Annotated in this window: 20 protein-coding genes; 12 read left to right on the top strand and 8 right to left on the bottom strand. The window is 74.4% G+C overall.

Annotated elements, in window-relative coordinates; all coding sequences use genetic code 11:
- Positions 1-59: 59 nt before the first annotated feature.
- From AMK19_RS26260 to AMK19_RS26215, 10 genes are all read left to right on the top strand, one after another.
- Positions 60-1193, top strand: a complete 1134-nt coding sequence (locus AMK19_RS26260; RefSeq protein WP_073815902.1) for a glycosyltransferase family 4 protein — start codon at positions 60-62, stop codon at positions 1191-1193.
- 273 nt (positions 1194-1466) lie between these two features.
- A complete protein-coding gene (locus AMK19_RS26255) occupies positions 1467-3410 on the top strand; it encodes a CpsD/CapB family tyrosine-protein kinase (protein WP_073815901.1) in 1944 nt (647 codons plus the stop codon).
- Positions 3407-4498: a glycosyltransferase gene (locus AMK19_RS26250; protein ID WP_073815899.1), complete on the top strand. Its 1092-nt coding sequence runs from the start codon at positions 3407-3409 to the stop codon at positions 4496-4498. Before AMK19_RS26255 ends, AMK19_RS26250 begins: the two co-directional genes overlap by 4 nt.
- Before the next feature lie 22 nt (positions 4499-4520).
- Complete coding sequence (locus AMK19_RS26245; RefSeq protein WP_073815897.1) at positions 4521-5555, top strand: GNAT family N-acetyltransferase; 1035 nt, start codon at positions 4521-4523, stop codon at positions 5553-5555.
- Positions 5555-7063 (top strand): hypothetical protein, encoded by a 1509-nt coding sequence (locus AMK19_RS26240; protein ID WP_073815896.1) that lies wholly within the window; start codon positions 5555-5557, stop codon positions 7061-7063. The genes AMK19_RS26245 and AMK19_RS26240 overlap by 1 nt, the downstream gene beginning before the upstream one ends.
- Positions 7060-8262, top strand: coding sequence for a DegT/DnrJ/EryC1/StrS family aminotransferase (locus AMK19_RS26235; protein ID WP_073815894.1), 1203 nt, complete (start codon positions 7060-7062; stop codon positions 8260-8262). Before AMK19_RS26240 ends, AMK19_RS26235 begins: the two co-directional genes overlap by 4 nt.
- 142 nt (positions 8263-8404) lie before the next feature.
- Entirely contained in the window at positions 8405-8866 is a 462-nt protein-coding gene (gene mscL / locus AMK19_RS26230) for a large conductance mechanosensitive channel protein MscL (protein WP_241844593.1), read from the top strand.
- Between the two features lie 631 nt (positions 8867-9497).
- Positions 9498-10124 carry a DUF6643 family protein gene (locus AMK19_RS37540; RefSeq protein WP_073815889.1) on the top strand — a complete coding sequence of 209 codons (627 nt, stop codon included), beginning with the start codon at positions 9498-9500 and terminating at the stop codon, positions 10122-10124.
- Between the two features lie 164 nt (positions 10125-10288).
- Entirely contained in the window at positions 10289-11191 is a 903-nt protein-coding gene (locus AMK19_RS26220) for an MOSC domain-containing protein (protein WP_073816071.1), read from the top strand.
- 131 nt (positions 11192-11322) lie between these two features.
- Positions 11323-13743, top strand: coding sequence for a right-handed parallel beta-helix repeat-containing protein (locus AMK19_RS26215; RefSeq protein ID WP_073815887.1), 2421 nt, complete (start codon positions 11323-11325; stop codon positions 13741-13743).
- 295 nt (positions 13744-14038) lie between these two features.
- On the opposite strand, the gene AMK19_RS26210 is transcribed toward AMK19_RS26215, so the two are convergent.
- Together AMK19_RS26210 and AMK19_RS26205 are read right to left on the bottom strand one after the other, a co-directional pair.
- A complete protein-coding gene (locus tag AMK19_RS26210) occupies positions 14039-14455 on the bottom strand; it encodes a MerR family transcriptional regulator (RefSeq protein WP_083647384.1) in 417 nt (138 codons plus the stop codon).
- Between the two features lie 8 nt (positions 14456-14463).
- Positions 14464-15204, bottom strand: coding sequence for an SDR family NAD(P)-dependent oxidoreductase (locus AMK19_RS26205; RefSeq protein ID WP_073815886.1), 741 nt, complete (start codon positions 15202-15204; stop codon positions 14464-14466).
- A gap of 154 nt (positions 15205-15358) precedes the next feature.
- On the opposite strand from AMK19_RS26205, the gene AMK19_RS26200 reads away from it, so the two are divergent.
- Entirely contained in the window at positions 15359-15661 is a 303-nt protein-coding gene (locus tag AMK19_RS26200; RefSeq protein WP_073815883.1) for a hypothetical protein, read from the top strand.
- A gap of 16 nt (positions 15662-15677) precedes the next feature.
- Here the strand turns inward: AMK19_RS26200 and AMK19_RS26195 are convergent, their stop codons facing one another.
- From AMK19_RS26195 to AMK19_RS26175, 5 genes are all read right to left on the bottom strand, one after another.
- Complete coding sequence (locus AMK19_RS26195) at positions 15678-17972, bottom strand: ATP-binding protein (RefSeq protein ID WP_073816069.1); 2295 nt, start codon at positions 17970-17972, stop codon at positions 15678-15680.
- Positions 17973-18032: 60 nt separating this feature from the next.
- Positions 18033-18656 carry a DUF6879 family protein gene (locus tag AMK19_RS35465; protein ID WP_073815881.1) on the bottom strand — a complete coding sequence of 208 codons (624 nt, stop codon included), beginning with the start codon at positions 18654-18656 and terminating at the stop codon, positions 18033-18035.
- Entirely contained in the window at positions 18649-18918 is a 270-nt protein-coding gene (locus tag AMK19_RS26185) for a hypothetical protein (protein WP_073815879.1), read from the bottom strand. Before AMK19_RS26185 ends, AMK19_RS35465 begins: the two co-directional genes overlap by 8 nt.
- Before the next feature lie 162 nt (positions 18919-19080).
- A complete protein-coding gene (locus AMK19_RS26180; RefSeq protein ID WP_073815877.1) occupies positions 19081-19431 on the bottom strand; it encodes a hypothetical protein in 351 nt (116 codons plus the stop codon).
- A gap of 88 nt (positions 19432-19519) precedes the next feature.
- Positions 19520-20092, bottom strand: a complete 573-nt coding sequence (locus AMK19_RS26175) for a TetR/AcrR family transcriptional regulator (RefSeq protein WP_073815875.1) — start codon at positions 20090-20092, stop codon at positions 19520-19522.
- 118 nt (positions 20093-20210) lie between these two features.
- Here AMK19_RS26175 and AMK19_RS26170 point away from each other — a divergent pair, with 118 nt between their 5' ends.
- The gene (locus tag AMK19_RS26170) at positions 20211-20690 is read left to right on the top strand and encodes a DUF4267 domain-containing protein (protein WP_073815874.1); all 480 of its coding nucleotides are present in this window, start codon (positions 20211-20213) and stop codon (positions 20688-20690) included.
- Here the strand turns inward: AMK19_RS26170 and AMK19_RS26165 are convergent.
- Positions 20687-21796 carry a PLP-dependent cysteine synthase family protein gene (locus tag AMK19_RS26165; RefSeq protein ID WP_073815872.1) on the bottom strand — a complete coding sequence of 370 codons (1110 nt, stop codon included), beginning with the start codon at positions 21794-21796 and terminating at the stop codon, positions 20687-20689. The two genes, AMK19_RS26170 and AMK19_RS26165, sit on opposite strands and share 4 nt — an antisense overlap.
- Positions 21797-21832: the final 36 nt, after the last annotated feature.

The following is a 21832-nucleotide window of genomic DNA, read 5'->3' as shown; positions in this document are numbered from 1 at the left end:
CGTCCGGCTGGGATGCTGAGCGGCGGTCGGGCGGTCGCCTGGGCAAGGGGGTTGCTGCGGTGCGCGTGGTGTACGTGATCGACAGTGTGAGCCGGGTGGGCGGTGCCGAGCAGGGCCTGGCGGCGATGGCCCCGCTGCTGGTGCGGGCGGGCGTCGAGTTGCAGGTGGCGTTCCTGAAGGAGTCGCCGGGCGGTTTCCAGGCCGAGCTGCGGGCGGCGGGCGCCGAGCCGGTGCCGGTGCTGCGCGGTTCGCGTCCGGCCCGGCTGGCCGCGCTGCGCGCCGAGTTCCGCCGCCGCCGGCCGGACCTGGTGCACACCACCCTGTACGAGTCGGACGTGCTGGGCCGCCCGGCGGCGCTCGCGGCGCGGGTGCCGGTGGTCTCCAGCCTGGTCAACTCGGCGTACGGGCCGGAGCACCTGCGGGCCCGCGGCCTGAGCCCGTGGAAGGTGCGGGCCGCGCAGGGCGTGGACGCGCTGACCGCACAGGGCGTGCGCCGCTTCCACGCGCTGACCGAGCACGTCGCGGACGCGATGGCGGCCCGCCTGCTGGTGCCGCGCCGCCGGATCGACGTGGTGCCGCGCGGCCGCGACCCGCAGCTGCTCGGCTCGGTGACCCCGCAGCGCCGGGCGGCGGTGCGGGCGGAGCTCGGGCTCGCCGAGGACGTGCCGGTGGTGCTGGCGGCGGCCCGCCAGCAGTACCAGAAGGGCCTGGACGTGCTGCTCTCCGCCTGGCCCCAGGTGCGCGCGGCCCGTCCCGATGCGGTGCTGCTGCTGGCCGGCAGCCGCGGCGCGGAGACGGCCCGGCTGGAGCAACTGGCCGCCCGCACCGAGGGGGTGCGCTTCCTGGGGCCGCGGGACGACGTGTTCGACCTGATGGCGGCGGCCGAGGTGTGCGCGGTGCCGTCCCGCTGGGAGGGCCTGGGCAGCGCGGCGATGGAGGCGATGGGCGTCGGCGTGCCGCTGGTGTGCGCGGACGTCCCGGCGCTGCGCGAGACCGTCGGCTCGGAGGACTACGCGCTGCTGGTGCCCCCGCAGCGGCCCCGCGAGCTGGCGGCCGCGCTGCTGCGGGCGTTGGACGACCGGGGCGAGGCGCTGGTGCGGGCGAAGGCCGCGCGGGCGCGTTTCCTGACCAGGTTCACCCTCCAGCAGGTGTCCGCGCGGATGGTGGAGTTCTACGAGCGCGCACTGACCTGACGCCGCACGGTCGGTTCGCTCCCGGAGCGCTTCCGGGGCCCTCCTCCGGCCGGTGTGGACGTTTGATGATGTTTCGTCAGATTGTGTGCGGGCGACCGGAATACGTCCACAGCTTGGTACCGGAATCGCCAAAGTGCTTGCGCCGCAGGTCCGGGCCGGGAAGCATCGATCGCAGGGGCAATGGTCTGGGGGGACCGTCCAACTGTCGTGGTCGCAGCCCGCCCGGAGGGCGGGCGGGCGCGGGCGTCGGGACGAGGCGAGGGGAACCAACCGGTGGAACCGGCAAATCTGTTCACCGTTCTGCGGCGGTACTGGCGGCTGCTGGCCGGCTGTACGGCCGCCGCACTGATCGTGGGTTTCGTGCTGACGCCCGCCGGTGACGCGGTGGACAACGGCAAGTGGCAGTGCAAGGTGGCGATCACTCCCGTCGCGGGCGCGGCCGACACCGTCCGGGCCGACCAGGTGCTGTCGTACGCGCAGGGCTCGGCGGTGACCACGGCGGCGGCGCAGACGCTGCACATCACGGACGTCGCGGGCCTCTCGGCGCGCCGCACGGTGGCGGCCGCGTCCACCCAGATGCTGGTGTTCACCACCACCGGCCCGACCCAGCAGTCCTGCGCGGACCTGGCGGCGGCGCTGTCGGAGGCCACCATCACCGGCTACAGCCAGGAGTCGAAGAAGAGCGCCGACGAGTCGATCAAGCGGCTGCGCGCCCAGGCCGACGCCCAACAGCAGCAACTCGACGATCTGCAGAAGCAGTTCAGCCGGGCCGGTGCGACCGATCAGGCCAAGCTCCAGCCGCAGTTGTCGACCGCGACGGCGGCGCTGACCAAGACCCTCGGCGCCATCGCCGACCTGCAGAACTACAGCCAGACCGACGCCATCCAGCAGTGGGGGTCGATCGACGCCAAGGAGCTCGGCGGCAACCTGTTGACCTCGCCCAGCCGGGGCGTGCGCCTCGCGCTGGCGGTGGTGCTGGGCCTGGCGCTGGGCGTGGTCGCCGCGCTGATGCTGTCCCGGATGGACACCCGGCTGCGCACCCGCGACGGCGCCGAGGAGGCGTTCAACCTGCCGGTGATCGGCGAGATCCCCCGGCTGTCGCGGCGGCTGCGCCGGCTGCGCGAGCCGCTGGTGACGGCCCGCCCGGAGGACCCGGCCACCGAGGCCTACCGTTCGCTGCGCTCGACCCTGCTGCTGACCGGCCCGCACGCGCTGTCCGCGCAGCTCGGCCAGGGCGGCCTGGACCCGGACGACCGCCGGGCCCGGCGGGCCGCCGAACCGGCGCCGGTGGTGCTGGTGATGTCGGGCCGCTCCGGCGACGGGCGGACCACCACGGTGGCGAACCTGGCGGCGACGCTCGCCGAGACCGGACGCCAGGTCCTGGTCCTGGACTGCGACTTCCGCCAGCCCGACCTGCGCAGCCAGTTCGGCGTGGGCGACGGCCCGGGCATGGCGGAGCTGCTGTCGGGCGAGCAGCTGCCCGACCCGGTGGACCTGATCCGCCGCACCAACGTGGCGGGCGTCGCGCTGATCACCGGCGGCAACACCACCGCGTACCCGGCGGCGCTGGTGCTGCGCGCCGGCGAGGTGCTGACGCTCGCCCGCCGGCACGCGGACGTGGTGCTGATCGACTCCTCGCCGCTGCTGCACGCCAACGACGCCTACGACCTGGTGCAGCACGCGGACACCGTGCTGGTGACGGTGATGGCGGGCAACGTCCGCCCGGAGGAGGCCGACCGGGTCTCCGAACTGCTGGCCCGCACCGGCGTCCCGGTGGCGGGCGTGGCGCTGCTGGGCGCGGAGGGCACCACGGGCCGCCGCAAGCGCATCCCGCGCCCGGGCCGGGCCGGCGCGAAGGGCGCCCCCGCCGCGCCGCCCGCGCCCGCGAAGGCCGAGCCGCGCCGTCCCGAGCAGCAGCGCCGCAGCGAGCCGCAGCACCGTCCCGAGCCGCAGCGTCACAGCGAACCGCAGCACCGCGCCGAGCCGCAGCGTCACAGCGAACCGCAGCACCGCGCCGAGCCGCCGCACCGGGTGGAGCCGCAGCGCCGCGCGGGCGAGCACCAGCGTCCGGCCGATCCCCGCCCGGCCGCGCCCGGCTACGGCGAGGAGCAGAACCGCCGCGGTGGGACGACGAGTTGGGGCCGCCGCCCGGCCGAGCAGCCGCCGGAGGAGCAGAACGAGACCACCCTGCAGCTGCGCCTCGGCGAGGAGCGGTGACGGGCGGTCCGGCCCGGGTGCTCTGGCTGGCCAAGGGCCTGGGCCGGGGCGGCGCGGAGCAGCTGCTGCTCAACTGCGCCCGCCACGTGGACCGTTCGCGTTTCGCCGTCGAGGTGGCGTATGTACTTCCGCACAAGGACGCACTGGCGCCCGCCCTGGAGGCGGCCGGCGTCCCGGTGCACTGCCTGGGCGGCGCGCCCGCCCGGCGCTGGCCGCTGCGGCTGCGGGCGCTGCTCGCGGAGCGCCGCTACGACCTGGTGCACACCCACATGCCGGTGCCGGCCGTCGCGGCCCGCCTGCTGACGGTGGGCCGCGGCACCCGCCTGGTGCACACGGAGCACAACCTGTGGGAGCGCTACCGCCTGCCGACCCGCTGGGCCAACGCGCTGACGTACGGCCGCAACGACGCGGTGGTCGCGGTCTCGCACGCGGTGGCGGCGGGCATCGGCCGCCGCCGCCCGGGCGACTGGCTGACGGTGGTGCACCACGGCCCGGACCTGGGCGACGCCCCGTCCGGCCCGGCCGCCCGTCACGCCGCCCGGGCCGAGCTCGGCCTGCCGGACGACGCGTTGGTGATCGGCACGGTGGGCAACCTGACGGCGAAGAAGGACCAGGCCACGCTGCTGGCGGCGTTCGCGCTGCTCCGCCGGGCGCACCCGAACGCCCGCCTGGTGCTGGTCGGTTCGGGCCCGCTGGAGGCGCGGCTGCGTCAACTGGCGGGCGAGGGCGTGCTGTTCGCGGGCTCGCGCGGGGACGTGCCGGCGCTGCTGCCGGGTTGGGACGTGTTCTGCCTGAGTTCCCGCCAGGAGGGCCTGCCGGTGGCGCTGATGGAGGCGATGACCAGCGGCCTGCCGTCGGTGGTGACCAGGGTCGGCGGCATGCCGGAGGTGCTGGACGACGGCGCCGAGGGCCGCCTGGTTCCGCCCGACGATCCCGCACAACTGGCGGCGGCGCTGGAGGAGTTGGCGTCCGATGCCGGCCTTCGGGGGCGGATGGGCGCGGCCGCCCGGGAGCGCTCGAAGTCCTTCGACGTGGCGGGCGCGCAGCGGGCGGTCGAGCGGGTGTACGCACGCGTGCTGGCACGCTGAGTCCGGAGGGGACGAGCACGACGTGAGCGGTGAACTGACGTACCGCGGCCTGGAGTCGGCGGACGTACCGGCGGTCCTGGAGCTGCTGACGGCTTCGCTGGCGGGCGGCCCGACGGGGCGGCGCAGCGCCGAGTTCTTCGACTGGAAGCACCGGGCGAACCCGTTCGGGGCGAGCCCGGGCCTGGTGGCGGTGGCGCCGGACGGCCGGACGGCGGGGGTGCGGCTGTTCCTGCGCTGGTCGTGGCAGGGCGAGGGCGGCCGGGAGGTGCGGGCGGTGCGGCCGGTGGACACCGCGACGCATCCGGACTTCCGGGGGCGCGGGATCTTCCGCCGACTGACCCTCGACCTGCTCGAACAGGTCGCCGGTGACGCCGAGTTGGTGTTCAACACGCCGAACGGCAACAGCCTGCCGGGCTACCTGGGGATGGGCTGGCGGGAGCTGGGCCGGGTGCCGGTGGCGCTGCGGGTGGCCCGGCCGCTGTCGTTCGCCCGGGGCGCGCGGGCCGCGCTGACCCGCCGCCCGGGCCCGTCCCGGCCGCCGCGCTGCGAACTGCCCACCGCCGCCGACTGGTTCGCGTTGCCGGATCCGCGACTGCCGGAGCTGCTGGCGGAGCGGGCGCTGGCGGACGCCGCCGAGACGCGGCTGCACACGGTGCGCACCGTCGAGTACCTGGCGTGGCGGTACGGGGCCGCGCCGGGCCTGGACTACCGGGTGGTGACGGTGGAGCGCGGCGGCGAGCTGGTCGGGCTGGCGTTCGGCCGGCCGCGGCGGCGCGGCCCGCTGGCCGAGTTCACCCTCGCCGAGCTGATCGTCCGCCCCGGTGACCGGGCGGCGGCGGCCCGGCTGCTGAGCGCGGCCGCCGCGTCCGGCTGCGACCACGCGGCGACGCATCTCGCGCCGGGCACCGAGGCGGCGGCAGCGGGCCTGCGGGCGGGCTGTGTGACGGCGCCGCGCACCGGCATGGTGCTGGCCGCCCGCACCCCGACCGGCCCGCTGCCCGCCGAACGCACCCTCGCCGACTGGCGGTTCAGCCTCGGCGACCTGGAGGTCTTCTGATGACGACGGCGTGGCCGGCCGCCCTGCGGCTGCGCGCGGCGGTGCGGCGCGGCCGGCTGACCGCGCTGGCGTGGGCGCTGGTGATGGGCTACGTGACGGTGTTCGTGCTGGCGATGGTGCACACCTCGTACGACACCTGGGGGGCGTTGCTGGTCGCGCCCGCGCTGATGGCGATCGGCACGCCGATCCTGGCCCGGGTGGCGGCGAACAACCCGGAGCGGGGCGTGTTCAAGCTGCTGATCGTGGCGATGGGCGCGAAGCTGTTCTGCGCGTTCCCGCGCTACCTGATGGCGTTCGTGCTGTACGGCGGCGCGGCGGACGCCAAGATGTACGACCAGAAGGGCACGGAGCTCGCCCGGTACCTGACCACCACCGACCTGTTCGCGGGGCTGCACTACGACCTGGGCATGAAGGTGGCCGGCACCGGTTTCGTCATCATCGTCACCGGCGTGGTCTACGCGATCACCGGCCCGACCCTGGTCGGCGGGTTCCTGGTCTTCTCCTGGCTGGGCTTCTGGGGGCTGCTGTTCTTCTGGCGGGCGCTGCAGATCGCCTTCCCGGAGGCCGATTCGCGGCGCTACGCGAAGCTGGTGTTCTTCCTGCCGTCGCTGCTGTTCTGGCCCTCCAGCATCGGCAAGGACGCCTGGATGATGTTCTGCCTGGGCCTGACCACGTACGGCGTGGCCCGGCTGCTGGACCGCCGCTTCGGGGCGTTCGTGTGCATCGCGCTGGGCTCGCTGGGCACGGCGATGGTCCGCCCGCACGTCACGGTGCTGGCGGGCGCGGGGCTGACCGTCGCGTACGTGCTGCGCAAGCGGCCGCAGCAGGTGTCGGCGCTGGGACCGCTGCGCACGGTGCTGACGGTGGCGGTGCTGGGCCTCGGCGTGATGCTGATGCTGCAGCAGGTGTCGACGTTCTTCGGCACCAGCGGCACCGGCGGGGACGCCGTCAACCAGGTGCTGTCGGAGACCTCGCGGCGCACCTCGCAGGGCTCCTCGGTGATCAACGCGGCGACGGCGGAGGATCCGGCGCCCGCGTTCAGCCTGAATCCGGCGCGGCTGCCGGTGTCGGTGATCAGCGTGCTGTTCCGACCGTTCCCGTTCGAGGCGTCGAACATCCAGAACCTGATCCAGTCGGTGGAGTGCTTCGCGCTGCTGGTGATGTTCGTCCGGGCGTGGCCCCAACTGGCCCGCATTCCCAAGCTGTTCGTCCAGCGCAGTTACGTCGCCTTCACGGTGGTGTACACCCTGCTGTTCTGCTGGGCGTTCTCCACCATCAACAACATGGGCATCCTGTCCCGCGAACGGGTGCAGGTGCTGCCGCTGGTCCTGGTGCTGCTCGCGATCCCCCGGCCGGCCGGCTCCGGCCGGCCGGTGGCCGGGCGCCGGCGCCCGCCGGTGTGGCGGGTGCAGCCCGGCCAGTGGGGCGGCGGCCCAGGGCCCGAACCTCCGGTCGCCGTCGGCGTACCGGACACCGTGTCACGAATCCAGGGGGGATCGACCACATGACCACCGACCAGCTGCGCCCAGCCGTCCTCGACGGCGCGCCCGCCTTCCCCGACGGCCTGCCGCTCACCCGGGTCCGGGTGCCCGACCGCGAGCGGCTGCTCGGCCGGCTCGCCGAGGTGCTCGACTCGGGGATGCTCACCAACGGCCCCACCGTCCGCCAACTGGAGGAAGAGGCCGCCGAGTTCATGGGCGTGCCGCACGTGGTGGCGGTGTCGAACTGCACGGCGGGCCTGATGCTCGTCCTGCAGGCCGCCGGGGTGGACGGCCGCCGCCCGGTGCTGATGCCGGGCTTCACGTTCTCGGCGACCGCGCACGCCGCGCACTGGGCGGGCGGCACGCCGCTGTTCGCCGAGGCCCGCGAGCAGGACATCACGCTCGACCCGGCGGACGCCGAGGCCCGGCTGAAGGCCGCCGACTCCCCGGCCGCACTGATGGCCACCCACGTGTACGGAACGCCGTGCCAGGTCGAGGAGTTGGAGCGGATCGCGGACGCCGCCGGGGTGCCGCTGGTGTACGACGCGGCGCACGGCCTCGGCTCGGCCCGGCGCGGCGTGCCGATCGGCAACTTCGGCCTGGCCGAGGTGTTCTCGATGAGCCCGACCAAGGTCGCGGTGGCCGGCGAGGGCGGCCTGGTCGCCACCCGCGACGCGGCGCTCGCCGCCACCCTGCGCACCGCCCGCGACTACGGCAACCCGGGCGACTACGACACGCTGTTCCCCGGCCTGAACGCCCGGATGAGCGAACTGCACGCCGCCGTCGGCCTGACCTGGCTGGCCGGCCTCGCCGAACGCGTCGCCCACCGCGGCACGCTGGTCGCCGAGTTCGCCCGCGCCACCGCCGGCCTGCCCGGCCTGCGCCTGGCGCTGCCGGAGGACGGCGACACGTCCACCTTCAAGGACCTGACGCTGATCCTCGACGCCGACGCCTTCGGGCTGAGCAGCCGGCAGCTGGCCGCCGCGCTGAAGGCCGAGGGCGTCGACACCCGCCGCTACTTCCACCCGCCCGTCCACCGGCAGCGCGCGTACGCCCACCTCGGGCAGGCCGCCGAACTGCCGCGCACCGACCGGCTCGCCGACTCCGTGCTGACCGTCCCGCTGTGGTCGCACATGAACGCCGCGACCGTCCGCCGGGTCGCCGACGCGGTGGTGCGCATCCGGTCCTTCGCGCCGGAGGTGCGGGCCGCCCTGGGCGACGCCTGACCGAGCCTCGCACGGCGGTCCGGGAATTGGGGCCTGTCCGGTCGATCTTGCCGGGCGCACGAGATCGACCGGACAGACCCATTAGTCGGATCGGGTGAACTCGGTTGGACCCCCAGGAGGTTGGGACGTCAGGATGAGCGGCATGTTCAAGGGATTCCGCAGCTTCCTGCTGCGCGGCAACGTGGTCGACCTCGCGGTCGGCATCGTCATCGGCGCCGCGTTCACCGCCGTCGTCACCGGTTTCGTCGCAGCCTTCCTGACCCCGCTGGTCGGCGTCGCGTCCGGCGCGGTCGGCGACTTCAGCAAGGAGGCGTTCACCGTCGCCGACGTCACCTTCCCGTACGGCGCCTTCCTCCAGGCGATGATCAGCTTCGTGCTGGTCGCCGCCGTGATCTACTTCGCCGTCGTGCTGCCCGTGAGCAGGCTGCAGAACCGGTTCAACCCGGTCAAGGACACCCCGGTGGCCAAGGCCGAGTGCCCCGAGTGCCTCAGCACCGTGCCCGCCGCGGCCACCCGCTGCGCGCACTGCACCAGCGAACTGGCCGGCCGCCCGGGCTTCCCCACCCAGGCGACCGCCGCCACCGCCGGCGCAGCCGCCCGCTGAGCCACCGCCCCGCACCATCCCGCTCCACCCCGCACCATCCCGGCCCGGACGGCGCCCGCCGCCCGGGCCGACGCCTGTCCGGAACCCGACGCCCCGGATCGCCCGCGCTTGGCCTTCCCGCGCCTGTCGATACTCGTGCCCGACGCTCCCGGAGTCGGCGGGATGCGTCAACCACCGTGCGGGGAGGGCTCGATGGGCGCAGTGATCGGCCGGCTGATGGCAATCGTGGCGGCCGGGCCGCCGTCGCGGCGTGGCACTGGCTCCGGTATCCGGGCCACCGGCGTTTCGCCTTCGAGCCGCGGCCCGCCGACCGGCGGCGCGATCTCGACACCCACCGCCGCCGGCTGTGCACCGCCCTGGACGCCGGCCGCCGCGCCGCGCATCAGTCGCCCGAGCGGGCTTAAGCGAATCCTGCGGGATCCTCATCCCCGGCCGAGATGATCCTTTTGTCCCCTTCCGACCGGAGGATCGCGCACCGACCATACGTCGGGGATGGCCGAAATGACGCAACCCATTCGGCCGACTATCAAACGAATTGCCCGGTTTGAGCCCGCGAAGAGTCTGTAAACAAGTGAAGTCCGGGCCGTCCCGCTCTCCTCAGCAGGCATGTTGTGGGCTTACGGTATGCCCCATGACCTCGCCCCGCTCCTACGACGGAGTCGGCTACCCCTCTCCGTCCTTCGGCTCCGGCACGCCCATCTACGACAGCCTTGTCGCAGAGCGCGGCATCCCGCAGATCGCACCCATCAACGTGCCCCCGGCCAACGCGGCCACCACCTGGTCCTCCGCCTACGGAAGCTCCCTCACCGACGGGTTCGGCACCGGCGGCCTCGGCGGCGGCTTCGACTCCCCGGGGTCGAACCTGCCCGCCCTGCCCCCGGCCCGTCTCGCTCTCGGCCCCGGCCCGAGCAGTTCCCCGGTGCCCGCCCCGCACATCCCGGTGCAGCCCGGCTACGCCGCCGCGCCCGTGCCGCCGCAGCCGTTCATGCCCGGCCAGCGTCCGGCCGCCCCGGCGTACCCGCAGCCCGCCCAGGCGTACCCGGCGAACTCCTTCGCCACCGCGCCGCAGAGCTTCGCCCCCCAGCAATTCGGCGGCGGCGGCCAGCAGTTCGGCGCCCAGCAGTTCGGGAACCAGCCGGCCGCCCCGCAGCAGGGCTTCGCCGACCAGTCCTTCGGCGGCAACGGCCTGCGCCCGGCGGCCCAGCCCAACCCGCCGCAGCAGTACCCCCAGTACCGCCAGTACCCCCAGGCGGGCTGATCCGGAGCAACGGCAACTCCCCTCCCCACAGGGGCAAGGTCTCATAGCGAAACAGTGTTCCCCGCGTCCCCCACCCAGGGGCGCGGGGACCTGTGCATCCGGGGGTGCCGCCGGTCCACCGACCGGGCCCGGAGCGCCGGTCGGCCTCTGGCAGGATGGACCGCATGCCGACTCTCGACTCCGTCCACCTGTACCCGGTCAAGTCCATGTACCGCCTGAGCCCGGCCTCCGCCGAGGTGCAGCCCTGGGGCCTGGCCGGTGACCGGCGCTGGATGCTGGTGGACGCGGAGGGGGTCGCCCTGACCCAGCGCGACGAGCCGTCGATCGGCCGGTTCCGCCCGTCGCCGTCCGCCGACGGCGCCTCGCTCACCCTGACCGGCCCGGACGGCGCCGCCCACACGCTCCCGGTGCCGACCCTGGCCGGCGGCGCCGAGGAGGCGTCGGTCGAGGTCTGGGGGACGCGTTTCTCCGCCGCCACCGCCGCGAAGGACACCTGCGCGTGGCTGGCCGAGCGCCTGCCCGCGAAGCTCGGCGAGGTCCGCCTGGTGCACCTGGACCGCCCGGGCACCAGCCGTCCGATCGACCCGAAGTACGCGGGCCCGGACGAGACCGTCTCGATGGCGGACGGCTACCCGCTGCTGGTCACCACCACCGCCTCGCTGGCCGAGCTGAACGCCCGGATCGCCGAGGACCACCCGGGCGACGGGCGGAAGGGCGCGGCCCTGCCGATGGAACGTTTCCGCCCGAACCTGGTGGTGGCCGGCACCGAGCCGTGGGAGGAGGACGGCTGGCGCCGGATCCGGGTCGGCGCCCTGGAGTTCCGCGTGGTGAAGCCCTGCGGCCGCTGCGTGGTGACCACCACCGACCAGGAGACCGGCGAGCGTCGCGGCCCGGAACCGCTGCGCGCGCTGGCCCGGCACCACAAGTTCGGCCAGAAGCTGGTGTTCGGCCAGAACCTGATCCCGGTCCGCCCCACGCCGGAGGCCGACGTGCTGGGCACGCTCACCGTCGGTGACGAGGTGGAGGTCCTGGAGCGGGTCGAGGCCCCGCTGCCGGACCGCCGCTGAGCAGCACCCGGAACCACCCCCCGGCTCATTCGTTGAACCGGGCGACGGTCCGGTCCGCCCCTCGCGCTACGGTGGGGGCGATCGCGCAGCGTCTCGCACGCACTCGACGAAGGCGGGGATGACAGATCGTCATGGGTGAGCTCAGGGTCCGGGTCACGCAGGACAGCGCCTCCCGGTGGCGGCGCCGCAGCGGGGAGTACGCGACGCTCCGCGAGGCCCTGGAGGTGGCCGAGCCGGGTGACACCCTGACGGTGCGGGCCGGGCTGTTCCGCGAGGCGGTGGTGGTCGACAAGCCGGTGACGCTGGTCGCCGAGCTGGGGCCGGGCACGGTGCGGATCTCGCCGCCGGAGAGCGCGGTGCGCGGCGGCACGGCGTTGACGGTGATGGCGGGCGCGACGATCCGCGGCCTGACGGTGGAGAGTTCGGACCGCAGCGCCCCGGCGGTGCTGCTGGCCCACGCGGACGGCGCGGTGCTGGCGGACTGCCGGATCGAGACCTCGTCCGCGGTGGGCGTGGAGATCACCGACGGCGCCCGGGCGCAGCTGCTGAACTGCACGGTGGAGAACCCGTCCGGTCTGGGCGTGCGGCTGCGGGCGCAGGCGCAGGCCGAGCTGGTGGACTGCGAGGTGTCGGCGGCGGGCCAGAGCGGTGTGGCGGTGCTGTCGGGGTCACGGCTGCGCGCGGAGCGGCTGAAGGTGCATCACACGGGCGGCGCGGGCGTGCTGCTGGCCGACCCGGGGTCGCTGGCGGAGCTGACGGGCTGCGAGGTGTACGAGGTGCGCGGCTCGGGCGTGCAGGCCGAGGCGCAGGCGGTGGGCCGGTTGACGGACTGCGCGGTGCACCGGGTGTCCGGCAACGGGCTGAGCCTGGACACCGGGGCGGAGCTGGAGCTGTCCAACTGCCGGGTGCACGAGGTGCCGGAGAACGCGGCGGACCTGCGCGGCGGCTCCCGGCTGACGCTGCGGCAGGTGACGGTGCACGCGTTCGGCCGGGGTGCGCTGTCGGTGTGGGACGGCGGGACGAAGGTGCTGGCGGAGGGCTGCCGGTTCCACTCGGCGCAGGGTGACTATCCGGCGCTGTGGGTGAGCGACGGCGCGGCCCTGGAGCTCGTCGACTGCGCCCTCGACGACCTGCCGGACGCCCTGTTCGTCCTCGACCAGGGCTCGTCCGCCTCGGCCCGCGACTGCTCGTTCACCGCGATCCGCTCCTCCGCGGTCTCCGTCTCTGGCGGGGCCAGCGCGGACCTGTCGGGCTGCCGGATCCAGGGCGCGGGCACCGGCCTGTGGTTCCGCGACCACGGTTCGGGCGGGATGCTGACGGACTGCGAGATCGCGGACGTCGCGACCGGTGTGATCGTCACCAAGGGCGCGGACCCGGTGCTGCGCGAGTGCACGGTGCGCGGCGCGAGCGAGGCCGGGGTGTACGTGTCGGCGCAGGGCCGCGGCGAGTTCGACACCGTACGGGTGTCGCAGGGCGGCGGGTTCGGCTTCCACGTGATCGACGGCTGCCGGACGAAGCTGGTGCGCTGCCGGGCGGAGCGCAACGCCCGGGCCGGGTTCGAGTTCTCCGAGCCGGGCCCGGTCGCGGAGGGCTGCACCTCGGACGACGTGGCGCCGCCGCCGGCCGCGCCGGTCCCCGCGCCGCGGCCGACCGAGCCCGCCCCGCCGCCGCTGGCGACGCTCGCCACCGCCGTCCAGACCGCGTCCTCGTCCCCGTCCACCGCCGTGATCGCGCCGATCCCGGACTGCCGCCCGGCGGAGGTGGCGCTCGCCGAACTGGACGCCCTGGTGGGCCTGGCGACGGTCAAGCAGGAGGTGCGGACGCTGATCGACCTGATCTCGGTCGGCCGGGCCCGCCAGCGCGCGGGCCTGAAGGCCCCGTCGCCGCGCCGGCACCTGGTCTTCACCGGCTCCCCCGGCACCGGCAAGACCACTGTCGCCCGCCTGTACGGGGAGATCCTGACCTCGCTGGGCGTCCTGCAGCGCGGCCACCTGGTGGAGGTCGCCCGCATGGACCTGGTCGGCGAGCACATCGGGTCCACCGCGATCCGCACCGCCGCCGCGTTCGACAAGGCGCGCGGCGGGGTGCTGTTCATCGACGAGGCGTACGCGCTGGCCCCGGAGGACGGCGGGCGGGACTTCGGCCGGGAGGCGATCGACACCCTGGTGAAGCTGATGGAGGACCACCGCGACGAGGTGGTGATCATCGTGGCGGGCTACACCGCCGAGATGGAGCGCTTCCTCGCCGCCAACCCCGGTCTGTCCTCGCGTTTCTCGCGGACCGTCACCTTCCCCGACTACACCGCCGACGAGCTCCTCGACATCGCCCGCTCCCAGGCCACCGAGCACGAGTACCACCTCGACGAGGCCACCGCGTCCGCCCTGCACGCCCACTTCGCGGCCCTCGACCGGGGCGTCGGCTTCGGCAACGGCCGCACCGCCCGGCAGGTCTTCGAGAGCATGATCGAACGCCACGCCTCCCGCGTCGCGCACCTCACCGACCCGACCACCGAGGACCTGCAACTCCTGGTGCCCGCCGACCTGCCGTCCTGACCTGCCTTTTTCCGCGCGGCAGTTGCCGGCCGTGCGGCAGGATGGCGGCCATGGACGGACACACCCCCGACGGCTGGGTCACGCTCTTCCGCCACCCGAACACCGGCGAGCGCCGGCGGCTCGGCCGGCAGCTCGTCGTTTGACTGCGTGACCGGGGCATCGACTGGTTCCCGTTCGCCGAGGGCGAGGTCGAGGCCGGCCTGATGTGCGGGATCCGCGACGACGGGGACTGGCACGGCACGCACTACCTCCGCGTCCGGGCGGACGCGCTGCGCCGGCTCGGACTGCACCCCGATCAGCCGACCTCCGGGCCGGCCGACCCGCTTCCCCCCAAGTGGTGGGGCCCGTGGGCGCATTGAGCGGTGTCGGCGTGCCGGGCGAGGGTGGCGGCGAGGCGGTCGCGCAACGCGGTCTGGGCCTCGATCCGGCGCTCCAGCACGGCGAGCCGCTCCCGGGCGACGGCCAGCGCCCGGCCCGACGGCGGGCCGCTGGTCACGTCGCCGTCCAGGCACGGCAGGAACACCTGCACGTCGTCGAGGGTGAGGCCCGCCGCCAGCAGCGCCCGGATGTTCCGCACCCGGACGGCCGCGCCGCCCCCGTACACCCGGTAGCCGTTGGCCGCCCGGGCCGAACCGATCAGCCCCGCCTGCTCGTAGTGCCGCAGCGCCCGGGTGGTCGCCCCGGTCGCGGCGGCCAGTTCACCGATCCGCACCCGGACGATCATGCCACCACCGCCCCGCCGTCCACCGGCAGCACCACGCCCGTCACGAACTCCGCTGCCGGATCGGCGAGTTGAGTGATCGCCCAGGCCACCTCCCGGGGCCGGCCGAGCCGCCCTGCCGGGGTGTGCGCCAGCTGCCGGGCCCGCAGCGCGGCCAGCTGCTCCGGGCCCAGGTCCCGGACGATCGGCGTCTCGATCGCCCCCGGCGCGACGGCCACCACCCGCACCCCCTGCGGGGCGAGTTCGACCGCCCAGCTGCGGGTCAGCGTGTCCAGGCCCGCCTTGGTCGCCGCGTACACCGAACTGCCCGGCCAGCCGCGCTGACCGATCGACGTGCTGACGTTCACCACCACCCCGCGGGCGGCCGCCAGCAGCGGCAGCGCAGCACTGGTGAGCATCGCGGGTCCGACCAGGTTGGTCGCCAACTGCTCCGCGACCGCCTCCCGCCGCAGCTGCCCGAGCGGCGAACTGCGCACCACCGCCGCGTTGTTGACCAGCACGTCCAGGCGCCCGTACCGCTCCGTCACGGCGGCGACGATCCACTCCGGGCCGCCGTCCACCGCCACGTCCCCGACGAGCACGTCGATTCCCTTGTGCTGATCGGCAGTTGCCTCCAGCCGCCCCCTTCCCCTGCCGACGGCCACGACCCGGGCGCCCTGCTCGGCGAAGGCCCGCGCCGTCGCCCGTCCGATCCCACTGCCCGCCCCGGTGACCAGGACGATCCGCTGCTCGTTCGTCATGCCACGGATCGTCCGACCCTGCCGCCAACGTCAAGGTCAAGCACGGGCGTTCGGGCGAGCCGGCCGCCGCCGTCCACGTGCAAGGATTGCTGCCGCTGCCCGGGCGCACCGGCGCAACGGGCAGGGGACGAACGCGACTTCAGGAGGATGCGGAATGAGCAACCTGGGCAGATATCAGGACATCGTGACGGAGGCGAAACTCGCGGGCGGCGTCGACAAGTTGATCGAGATCATCGAGAAGACCGCCGCGGGCAAGGGCCACACACGAGGCGTCAGGAACGGCGCTGTCGGCACCATGGCGGTGGCCGCCCTGATAGCCGGCGGAGCCGTCACCAAGCGCGCCTGGGACCGTCGAAAGACCCGCCAGGCCCAGCAGGCCAAGGAACAGCTGCGGACCATGGCCGAGCAGGGCCGGGAGCCCGGCTCACCTCACTCCTCCGGCCGGCAGGACCACTGACGCACCGGCCCGCCCCTCACCCCGCAAGGCCACACTCGATCCGTCCCCGCTGCCGGACCGCACGCGGGTCGCCGGACTCGGCGAGCAGCGCGAGCGCGGCCGTCCAGTGGGTGCGGGCGGCGTCCGGGTCGCGCGTGTGCAGGGCCTGGGCGAGGCCGTCGAGGCTGAGGGCTTCGTGCCAGGGGTCGGCGAGGTCGTGGTGGGTGGCGGCGGCGAGGTGGAAGAAGGCGGCGGCCTCGTCGGGGCGGTCGAGGCGGAGGTGGGTCTGTCCGGCGCCGTGCCAGGCGAGGGCTTCCCGGGTGCGGTCGCCGAGGCGGCGGTTCAGGGCAGCGGAGCGGTGGTAGGCGTCGAGCGCCTCCGTGTACTGGCCGGTGGCCTGCTGGGCGTCGCCGAGGGCGAGCAGCCAGAACGCCTCCAGCCGGTGGTTGCGCAGGCCCAGTGCGATCTCCACGGCTTCCTGGGCGAACGTCAGGGCCTCCCCGTTCTGGCCCTGTTCGCGCAGGATGTCGCTGAGCAGGCGCAGGACGTTCCCCTCGCCGCGCCGGTCGTCCGTCGCACGGTACGCGGCGAGGGCCTGTTCGGCGGCGGACCGGGCCGGTTCGGGGCGGCCCGCGTGGTGGTGGACGCCGGCCAGGTTGGCGAGCACGGTGGTGGCCCAGTGGGCCTCGCCGAGGTGCCGGAACGCGGCGAGGGCCTGCTCGAAGTGGGCGGCGGCCTCGTCGAGTTGGCGGCGTCGCAGGTGGCCCAGGCCGAGCAGGTTGAGCGCGTGGGCCTCGTTGGCCCGGTCGCCCAGCTCGTGCCAGAGCGCGAGGGCGTCCCGGTGGTGGTGTTCGGCGGTGTCGAGCAGGTTGATCCGGGTGCAGGCCATTCCGAGGTCGGTGAGCAGCAGGGCCCGCGCGGCCCGGTCTCCCTGCCGCTCGGCCGCCGCCAGGCCGAGGCTGCCGACCGGGATCCAGTCCGCGCCGGGCGGGGAGGGGGCGGGCGCGTTCCAGGACGCGGCGGCCAACTGCCAGGTGTGCCGGTCGAGTCCGGCCGCTTCGGCGGCGCGTACGGCGTGCAGGAGGTTGGTCCGGTCGCGTTCGGCCCAGTCCACGGCGGCGTTGTGGTCGGCGAAGGTCAGGGGCTGCACGCCGTCGGCCGGCGGTTCGAGCGGGAGGCGGTCCTCGGCCGGGCTCAGCCACTGCTGGGCGGTGTCGGCGGTGTGCAGGTACCAGTCGAGCACCCGGCGGAGTGCGGCCTCCCGCCGGGCCGGCGACTCCTCCTGCTGGGCCTGGTCGGTGGCGTAGGCGCGCAGCAGGTCGTGGAACTGGTAGCGGTCGGGCGCGGTCTGCTCGACGAGGTGCGCGCCGACCAGGGTGTCGAGCAGCTGTCGGGCCCGGCCGGCGGTCAGTTCGGCGAGCGCGGCGGCGGCGGGCAACCCGAACTCGGGCCCGGGGTGCAGGCCCAACTGCCGGAACAGCCGGGCCGCGGGCTCGGGCAGCGCCCGGTAGGACCAGGCGAACACGGTGCGAACGGCGTCCGCCTCCTCCTCGTCCCCGACGCTCAGCACGTCCCAGAGGGCGGATTCGTCCCGCAGGTCGGCGATCAGGTCGTCCAGCCCGAGGTGCGGCAGGCTGGCGGCGCGCTCGGCGGCGATCCGCAGGGCGAGCGGGAGCCGGGCGCACAGCCGGGCGAGCTCGGCGAGCTTCGCAGGGTCGTCCGGCGGCCGGTGCCCGGCGGTGACGGCCCGCAGCAGCGCGACGGCCTCCGGCTCGGGCAAGGTGCCCACCGTGAGACGGCGCGCCCCGTCCCGCACGGCGAGCGGTGACAACCGGCTCCGGCTCGTGACCAGCACCAGGCACCCCGCGCTGCCGGGCAGCAGCGGACGCACCTGCCCGACCCCGGCCGCGTTGTCCAGCACCACCAGCATCCGGCGCCCGGCCAGCAGGGACCTGTACAGCGCGGCCGCCGCGTCCTCGTCCGCCGGGACGGACCCGGCCGGCACACCGAGCGAGACCAGGAACCGGTCCAACGCCTCCCGCGCGGCGACGGGCCGCCCGGGGTCGTACCCGCGCAGGTTGACGTACAACTGCCCGTCCGGGAACCGCTCCCGCACCCGGTGCGCCCACCGCAGCGCGAGCGACGTCTTTCCCGCCCCCGCCGTCCCCGCGATGACGCACACGGGAACACCCGCACCGGCCAGCGCCGCGTCCAACTCCTGCAGCTCCCCGACCCGGTTGACGAACCCCCGCACATCCGCCGGCAGTTGACGCGGCACCGGCGCACCCCGCCCGGCCTCCGGCACACCGTGCAGATGAATGCCGCCGCTCACCGTCCCGGCCTGCACGGCCTGGTGCGCGGTGCCCGACAGCTCGTTGTGCCCGTCGATCGCCTACTCCCCTTCCGCGCGGGACGGTTCGAGGGGCGCCACTTCCCGGGCGAACCAGGACGCCACGTCCTCTCCCCGGCGGTACAGCGAACGGATGAACCCCTCCCAGACGGCGACGAGTTCGGGCTCGGTGTGGCGAACCGCGCCGGCCGGCTCGCCGGTGCCCGTGTACAGCACCTGGTACAGGGTGCCGCCGCCGAGCACGACGATCTCGGGCAGCGGGCCGGACTCCTCCGCCAATTCCTCGGCGTGGACGATACGGACCCGCTCCCCGCACTCGGCGCGCATCCGCAACGAGTGCAGCTCCCACCGCAGGTAGGCGCTCAGCGGCCGCTCGACCACCCGGACCCGGTGGAAGAACGATCCGCGCTCCTCGTCCTCGCGCCCGATCGCCTCCAGCGCCCCGCGCCGTTCCTCCAGCAGCCGCAACGCGCCCGCCCAGTCGCCACGGCGCAGCGCGTCCCGGCTGGGGCTGTTCTGCTCCTCGAAGTACTGCCGGCGTTCGAGTTTCCAGGAGTCCCGCCCACGGATCCGCGCGTCCCGCTCCCGGAAGTCGCGCCGGTACTCCTCCCGGGTGAGTCGGCATCCGTCCTCGGGATTCAACGCCGGGGCGCGGCGCTCAGGCATCCGGGATGTCCGGCTTCGCGGCGGCGAGCATCGCGCCGGGGATGACGACCAGGCGTTCGTCCTCGCCGATCAGGACGCCGTCGGGCAGGCGGTCCCGGTAGGCGTCGGTCGCGTCCGTCCCGATGACGGCGATGTCGCCGTTGGCGAGTTGCCAGATGTCGGGGCACTCGTCGCGGCCGTCGGAGGTTCCCAGCTCGGCGGCCGACTTCCCCAGACGCCTGGCGAACGGTGCGGAGACATCAGCCTCCCACGACCTGTCCATAGGTTCCCCCTCCATCGGCGAAACAGTGGTGGACAATCCTATCCCTGACACACCGTCACCGAGCATCCCTCGGAGGCGGTTTCCCCGCGACGCCGGGCCCGGTCCGGGACGCTCGGCGCAGCTTGAGCGCCGCGCGGAGGGCGCCGACAGCCCCGGCGCGGGCTACGGTCCGAGCGGGCAGGTCTGGGCCGGGGCGGCGAGGAGGACGGTCAGGGCGACGGCGGTGGCGGCGATGCCGGCGACGACGGCGAGGAGGCGGACGAATTCGGGGTCCTCGGGGATTCGGGTGCGCAGGCCGGTCCAGCGGGTGAGGCGCCCGGCGAGGGCGCCGCCGGCGGCGACGAGGGTGAAGCAGACCGGGAGCAGGGCGTTCAGGGCGGACAGGCTGCCGGGTTCGAGGCGGGTGTCGCACCCCGTCCAGCTGCTGGCGACGATCTTGATCGCGGCCAGGGTGGCACCTGCGGCGAGCACCGCTCCGATGCTCGCGGTGGCCGGTCGTCCCAGCAGGTTCACGGCGCCTCCTCCTCGGGGCCGCGCCCGCTGCGCGCCCATCCCCCCTCCCGGACGTGCGGCACGCCCGGGCGGTTGCGCCGACGGAGGGTCAGAACACGGCGGTGAAGGCGGCCATTCGGCTGTGGTCGAGGTCGGGGCGGAGGCGGCCGCCGCGAGTGAGGGTGGCCATGCCGTGGAGGGCGGACCAGGCGAGTTCGGTGTAGCCGGCGGGGTCGAGGCCGGCGGCGGTGGCGCTCGCGGTGGCGGGCTCGGCGATGGCGGCGAACGCCTCGTGCAGGGCGGCGGGTGCCTCGGGGGTGCCGAACGGCAGCGGGTTGGCCATGGTGAAGATCGCGTCGTAGAGCGCGGGGTTGGCGACGGCGAACGCCAGGTACGCCCGGGCGACGGCCCCGAACGCGGCTCGCGGCTCGTCGAACTCGGCTGCGACGGCCCGCAGTTGGACGGCCAGCTCGGCGCACCCCTGGACGGCGACGGCGGCCACGATGGCGTCCTTGCCGGCGAAGTGGCTGTACAGGACGGGCTGGCTGTACTCGATGCGTTCGGCGAGGCGGCGGGTGGTGACGGCGTCCCAGCCCTCGGTCTCGGCGAGTTCGCGGGCGGCCCGGACGATCAGCTGTTCCCGTTCGGCGCGTTCGCGCGCCCTGCGCTCCTTGATAGCCATGCCCGAAACCCTAGCACCGCTAGACAACTGACGGGCCGTCGGTCTAGCGTTGTTCACATCGCTAGCGCCGCTAACCAGCGGGCGGTGCAGCCCACTTCACGACCTTGGGGGAACCACCATGTCCATCGCCGCCACTCTCGCGGACGCACCCGCCACCGGCCGCGTCCGGTTCCACCTCGCCACCGTCGGCACCGTGCTGATCGGCCTGTTCCCGCTCTGGTTCGGCATCAGCTACATCGTCGCCCCGGAGTCCACCGCGCCCGGTTTCGGCCTCCCTGCGTGGCCGCACGGCGACGCCGCGATGTTCCTGATCACCAAGGGCATCCGCGACGTGGTCTCCGGCCTCGTCCCGCTCTCCCTGCTGCTGCTCGGCCACCGCCGTGCCTCCGGCTGGGCACTGCTGGTCACGGCGCTCATCCCGATCGGCGACGGCACCACGATCCTGACCCACCACGGCAGCACCGCCATGGCGTTCGGCGTCCACTGGGCGACGGCCGCGTTCATGCTCGCCACCGCCGCCCTGGTCCTCATCGAGAAGACCGGCGGCACCACCGGGAAGACCGGCGCCGCCGAGAAGCGCAGCACCGCTGGCCGCTAGGCCCACTCGCCGCCCGCGAGGAACGCCTCCAGGGCGGCGCGGTGCGGCCCCGGGTCGATGTGCTCGGCGGCGAGCCACTCGTCCGAGTAGTACTTGTCGAGGTAGCGGTCGCCGGGGTCGCAGATCAGCGTGACGATGCTGCCGGTGCGGCCGGCGGCCCGCATCTCGGCGACCAGCTTGAGCGCGCTGTACAGGCCGGTGCCGGTGGAGGCGCCGGCCTTCTTGCCGAGCGCGGCCTCCAGCAGGTGGACGGCGGCGATCGAGGCGGCGTCGGGGACGCGCATCATCCGGTCGATCGCGCCGGGCACGAAGGAGGGCTCCATCCGGGGGCGGCCGATGCCCTCGATCCGGGAGGAGGTGGGGACGGTGGCCTCGGGGTCGCGGCGCACCCAGCCGTCGAAGAAGCAGGAGTTCTCCGGGTCGGCGACGCAGATCATGGTGTCGTGCTGCATGTAGTGCACGTACCGGGCGATGGTCGCGGAGGTGCCGCCGGTGCCGGCGGTGGCGACGATCCAGGCGGGCTCGGGGTGCGGCTCCATCCGCAGCTGGGCGAAGATCGACTCGGCGATGTTGTTGTTGCCGCGCCAGTCGGTGGCCCGCTCGGCGTAGGTGAACTGGTCCATGTAGTGGCCCCCGGTCTCGGCGGCGAGCCGGGTGGAGGCCTCGTACACCTCGCAGGCGTTGTCGACCAGGTGACAGGTGCCGCCGTGGAACTCGATCAGTTCGATCTTGGCGCGGCTGGTGGAGCGGGCCATCACCGCGACGAACGGGACGCCGATCAGCTGCGCGAAGTACGCCTCGGAGACGGCGGTGGAGCCGCTGGACGCCTCGATGACGGGCTTGCCGGGCCGGATCCAGCCGTTGCACAGGCCGTACAGGAACAGCGAGCGGGCCAGCCGGTGCTTGAGGCTGCCGGTGGGGTGGGTGGACTCGTCCTTCAGGTACAGGTCGATGCCCCACTCGGCGGGCAGCGGGAAGCGCAGCAGGTGGGTGTCGGCGGAGCGGTTCGCGTCGGCCTGGACGCGCCGCACGGCCTCCTTGAGCCAGGCCCGGTACTCCGGATCGGAACGGTCCACGTCCGAAGTCGAAAGGGTCGGAACGGTCATCGCACACTCTCCTCGCACCCGCCGGACACCCACCCA

Origin of the sequence: Kitasatospora sp. CB01950, from assembly GCF_001905465.1 — a bacterium.
GTDB lineage: Bacteria > Actinomycetota > Actinomycetes > Streptomycetales > Streptomycetaceae > Kitasatospora.
Note: the sequence above shows the minus strand (reverse complement) of the source record. Positions and strands in the feature narration are given on the sequence as shown.

Coding starts and splice junctions, on each gene's coding strand:
- AMK19_RS26240 (WP_073815896.1), top strand. CDS start 5,555: ATGACGACGGCGTGGCCGGCCGCCCTGCGGCTGCGCGCGGCGGTGCGG.
- AMK19_RS26235 (WP_073815894.1), top strand. CDS start 7,060: ATGACCACCGACCAGCTGCGCCCAGCCGTCCTCGACGGCGCGCCCGCC.
- mscL (WP_241844593.1), top strand. CDS start 8,405: ATGTTCAAGGGATTCCGCAGCTTCCTGCTGCGCGGCAACGTGGTCGAC.
- AMK19_RS37540 (WP_073815889.1), top strand. CDS start 9,498: ATGACCTCGCCCCGCTCCTACGACGGAGTCGGCTACCCCTCTCCGTCC.
- AMK19_RS26220 (WP_073816071.1), top strand. CDS start 10,289: ATGCCGACTCTCGACTCCGTCCACCTGTACCCGGTCAAGTCCATGTAC.
- AMK19_RS26215 (WP_073815887.1), top strand. CDS start 11,323: ATGGGTGAGCTCAGGGTCCGGGTCACGCAGGACAGCGCCTCCCGGTGG.
- AMK19_RS26205 (WP_073815886.1), bottom strand. CDS start 15,204: ATGACGAACGAGCAGCGGATCGTCCTGGTCACCGGGGCGGGCAGTGGG.
- AMK19_RS26200 (WP_073815883.1), top strand. CDS start 15,359: ATGAGCAACCTGGGCAGATATCAGGACATCGTGACGGAGGCGAAACTC.
- AMK19_RS35465 (WP_073815881.1), bottom strand. CDS start 18,656: ATGCCTGAGCGCCGCGCCCCGGCGTTGAATCCCGAGGACGGATGCCGA.
- AMK19_RS26185 (WP_073815879.1), bottom strand. CDS start 18,918: ATGGACAGGTCGTGGGAGGCTGATGTCTCCGCACCGTTCGCCAGGCGT.
- AMK19_RS26175 (WP_073815875.1), bottom strand. CDS start 20,092: ATGGCTATCAAGGAGCGCAGGGCGCGCGAACGCGCCGAACGGGAACAG.
- AMK19_RS26170 (WP_073815874.1), top strand. CDS start 20,211: ATGTCCATCGCCGCCACTCTCGCGGACGCACCCGCCACCGGCCGCGTC.
- AMK19_RS26165 (WP_073815872.1), bottom strand. CDS start 21,796: ATGACCGTTCCGACCCTTTCGACTTCGGACGTGGACCGTTCCGATCCG.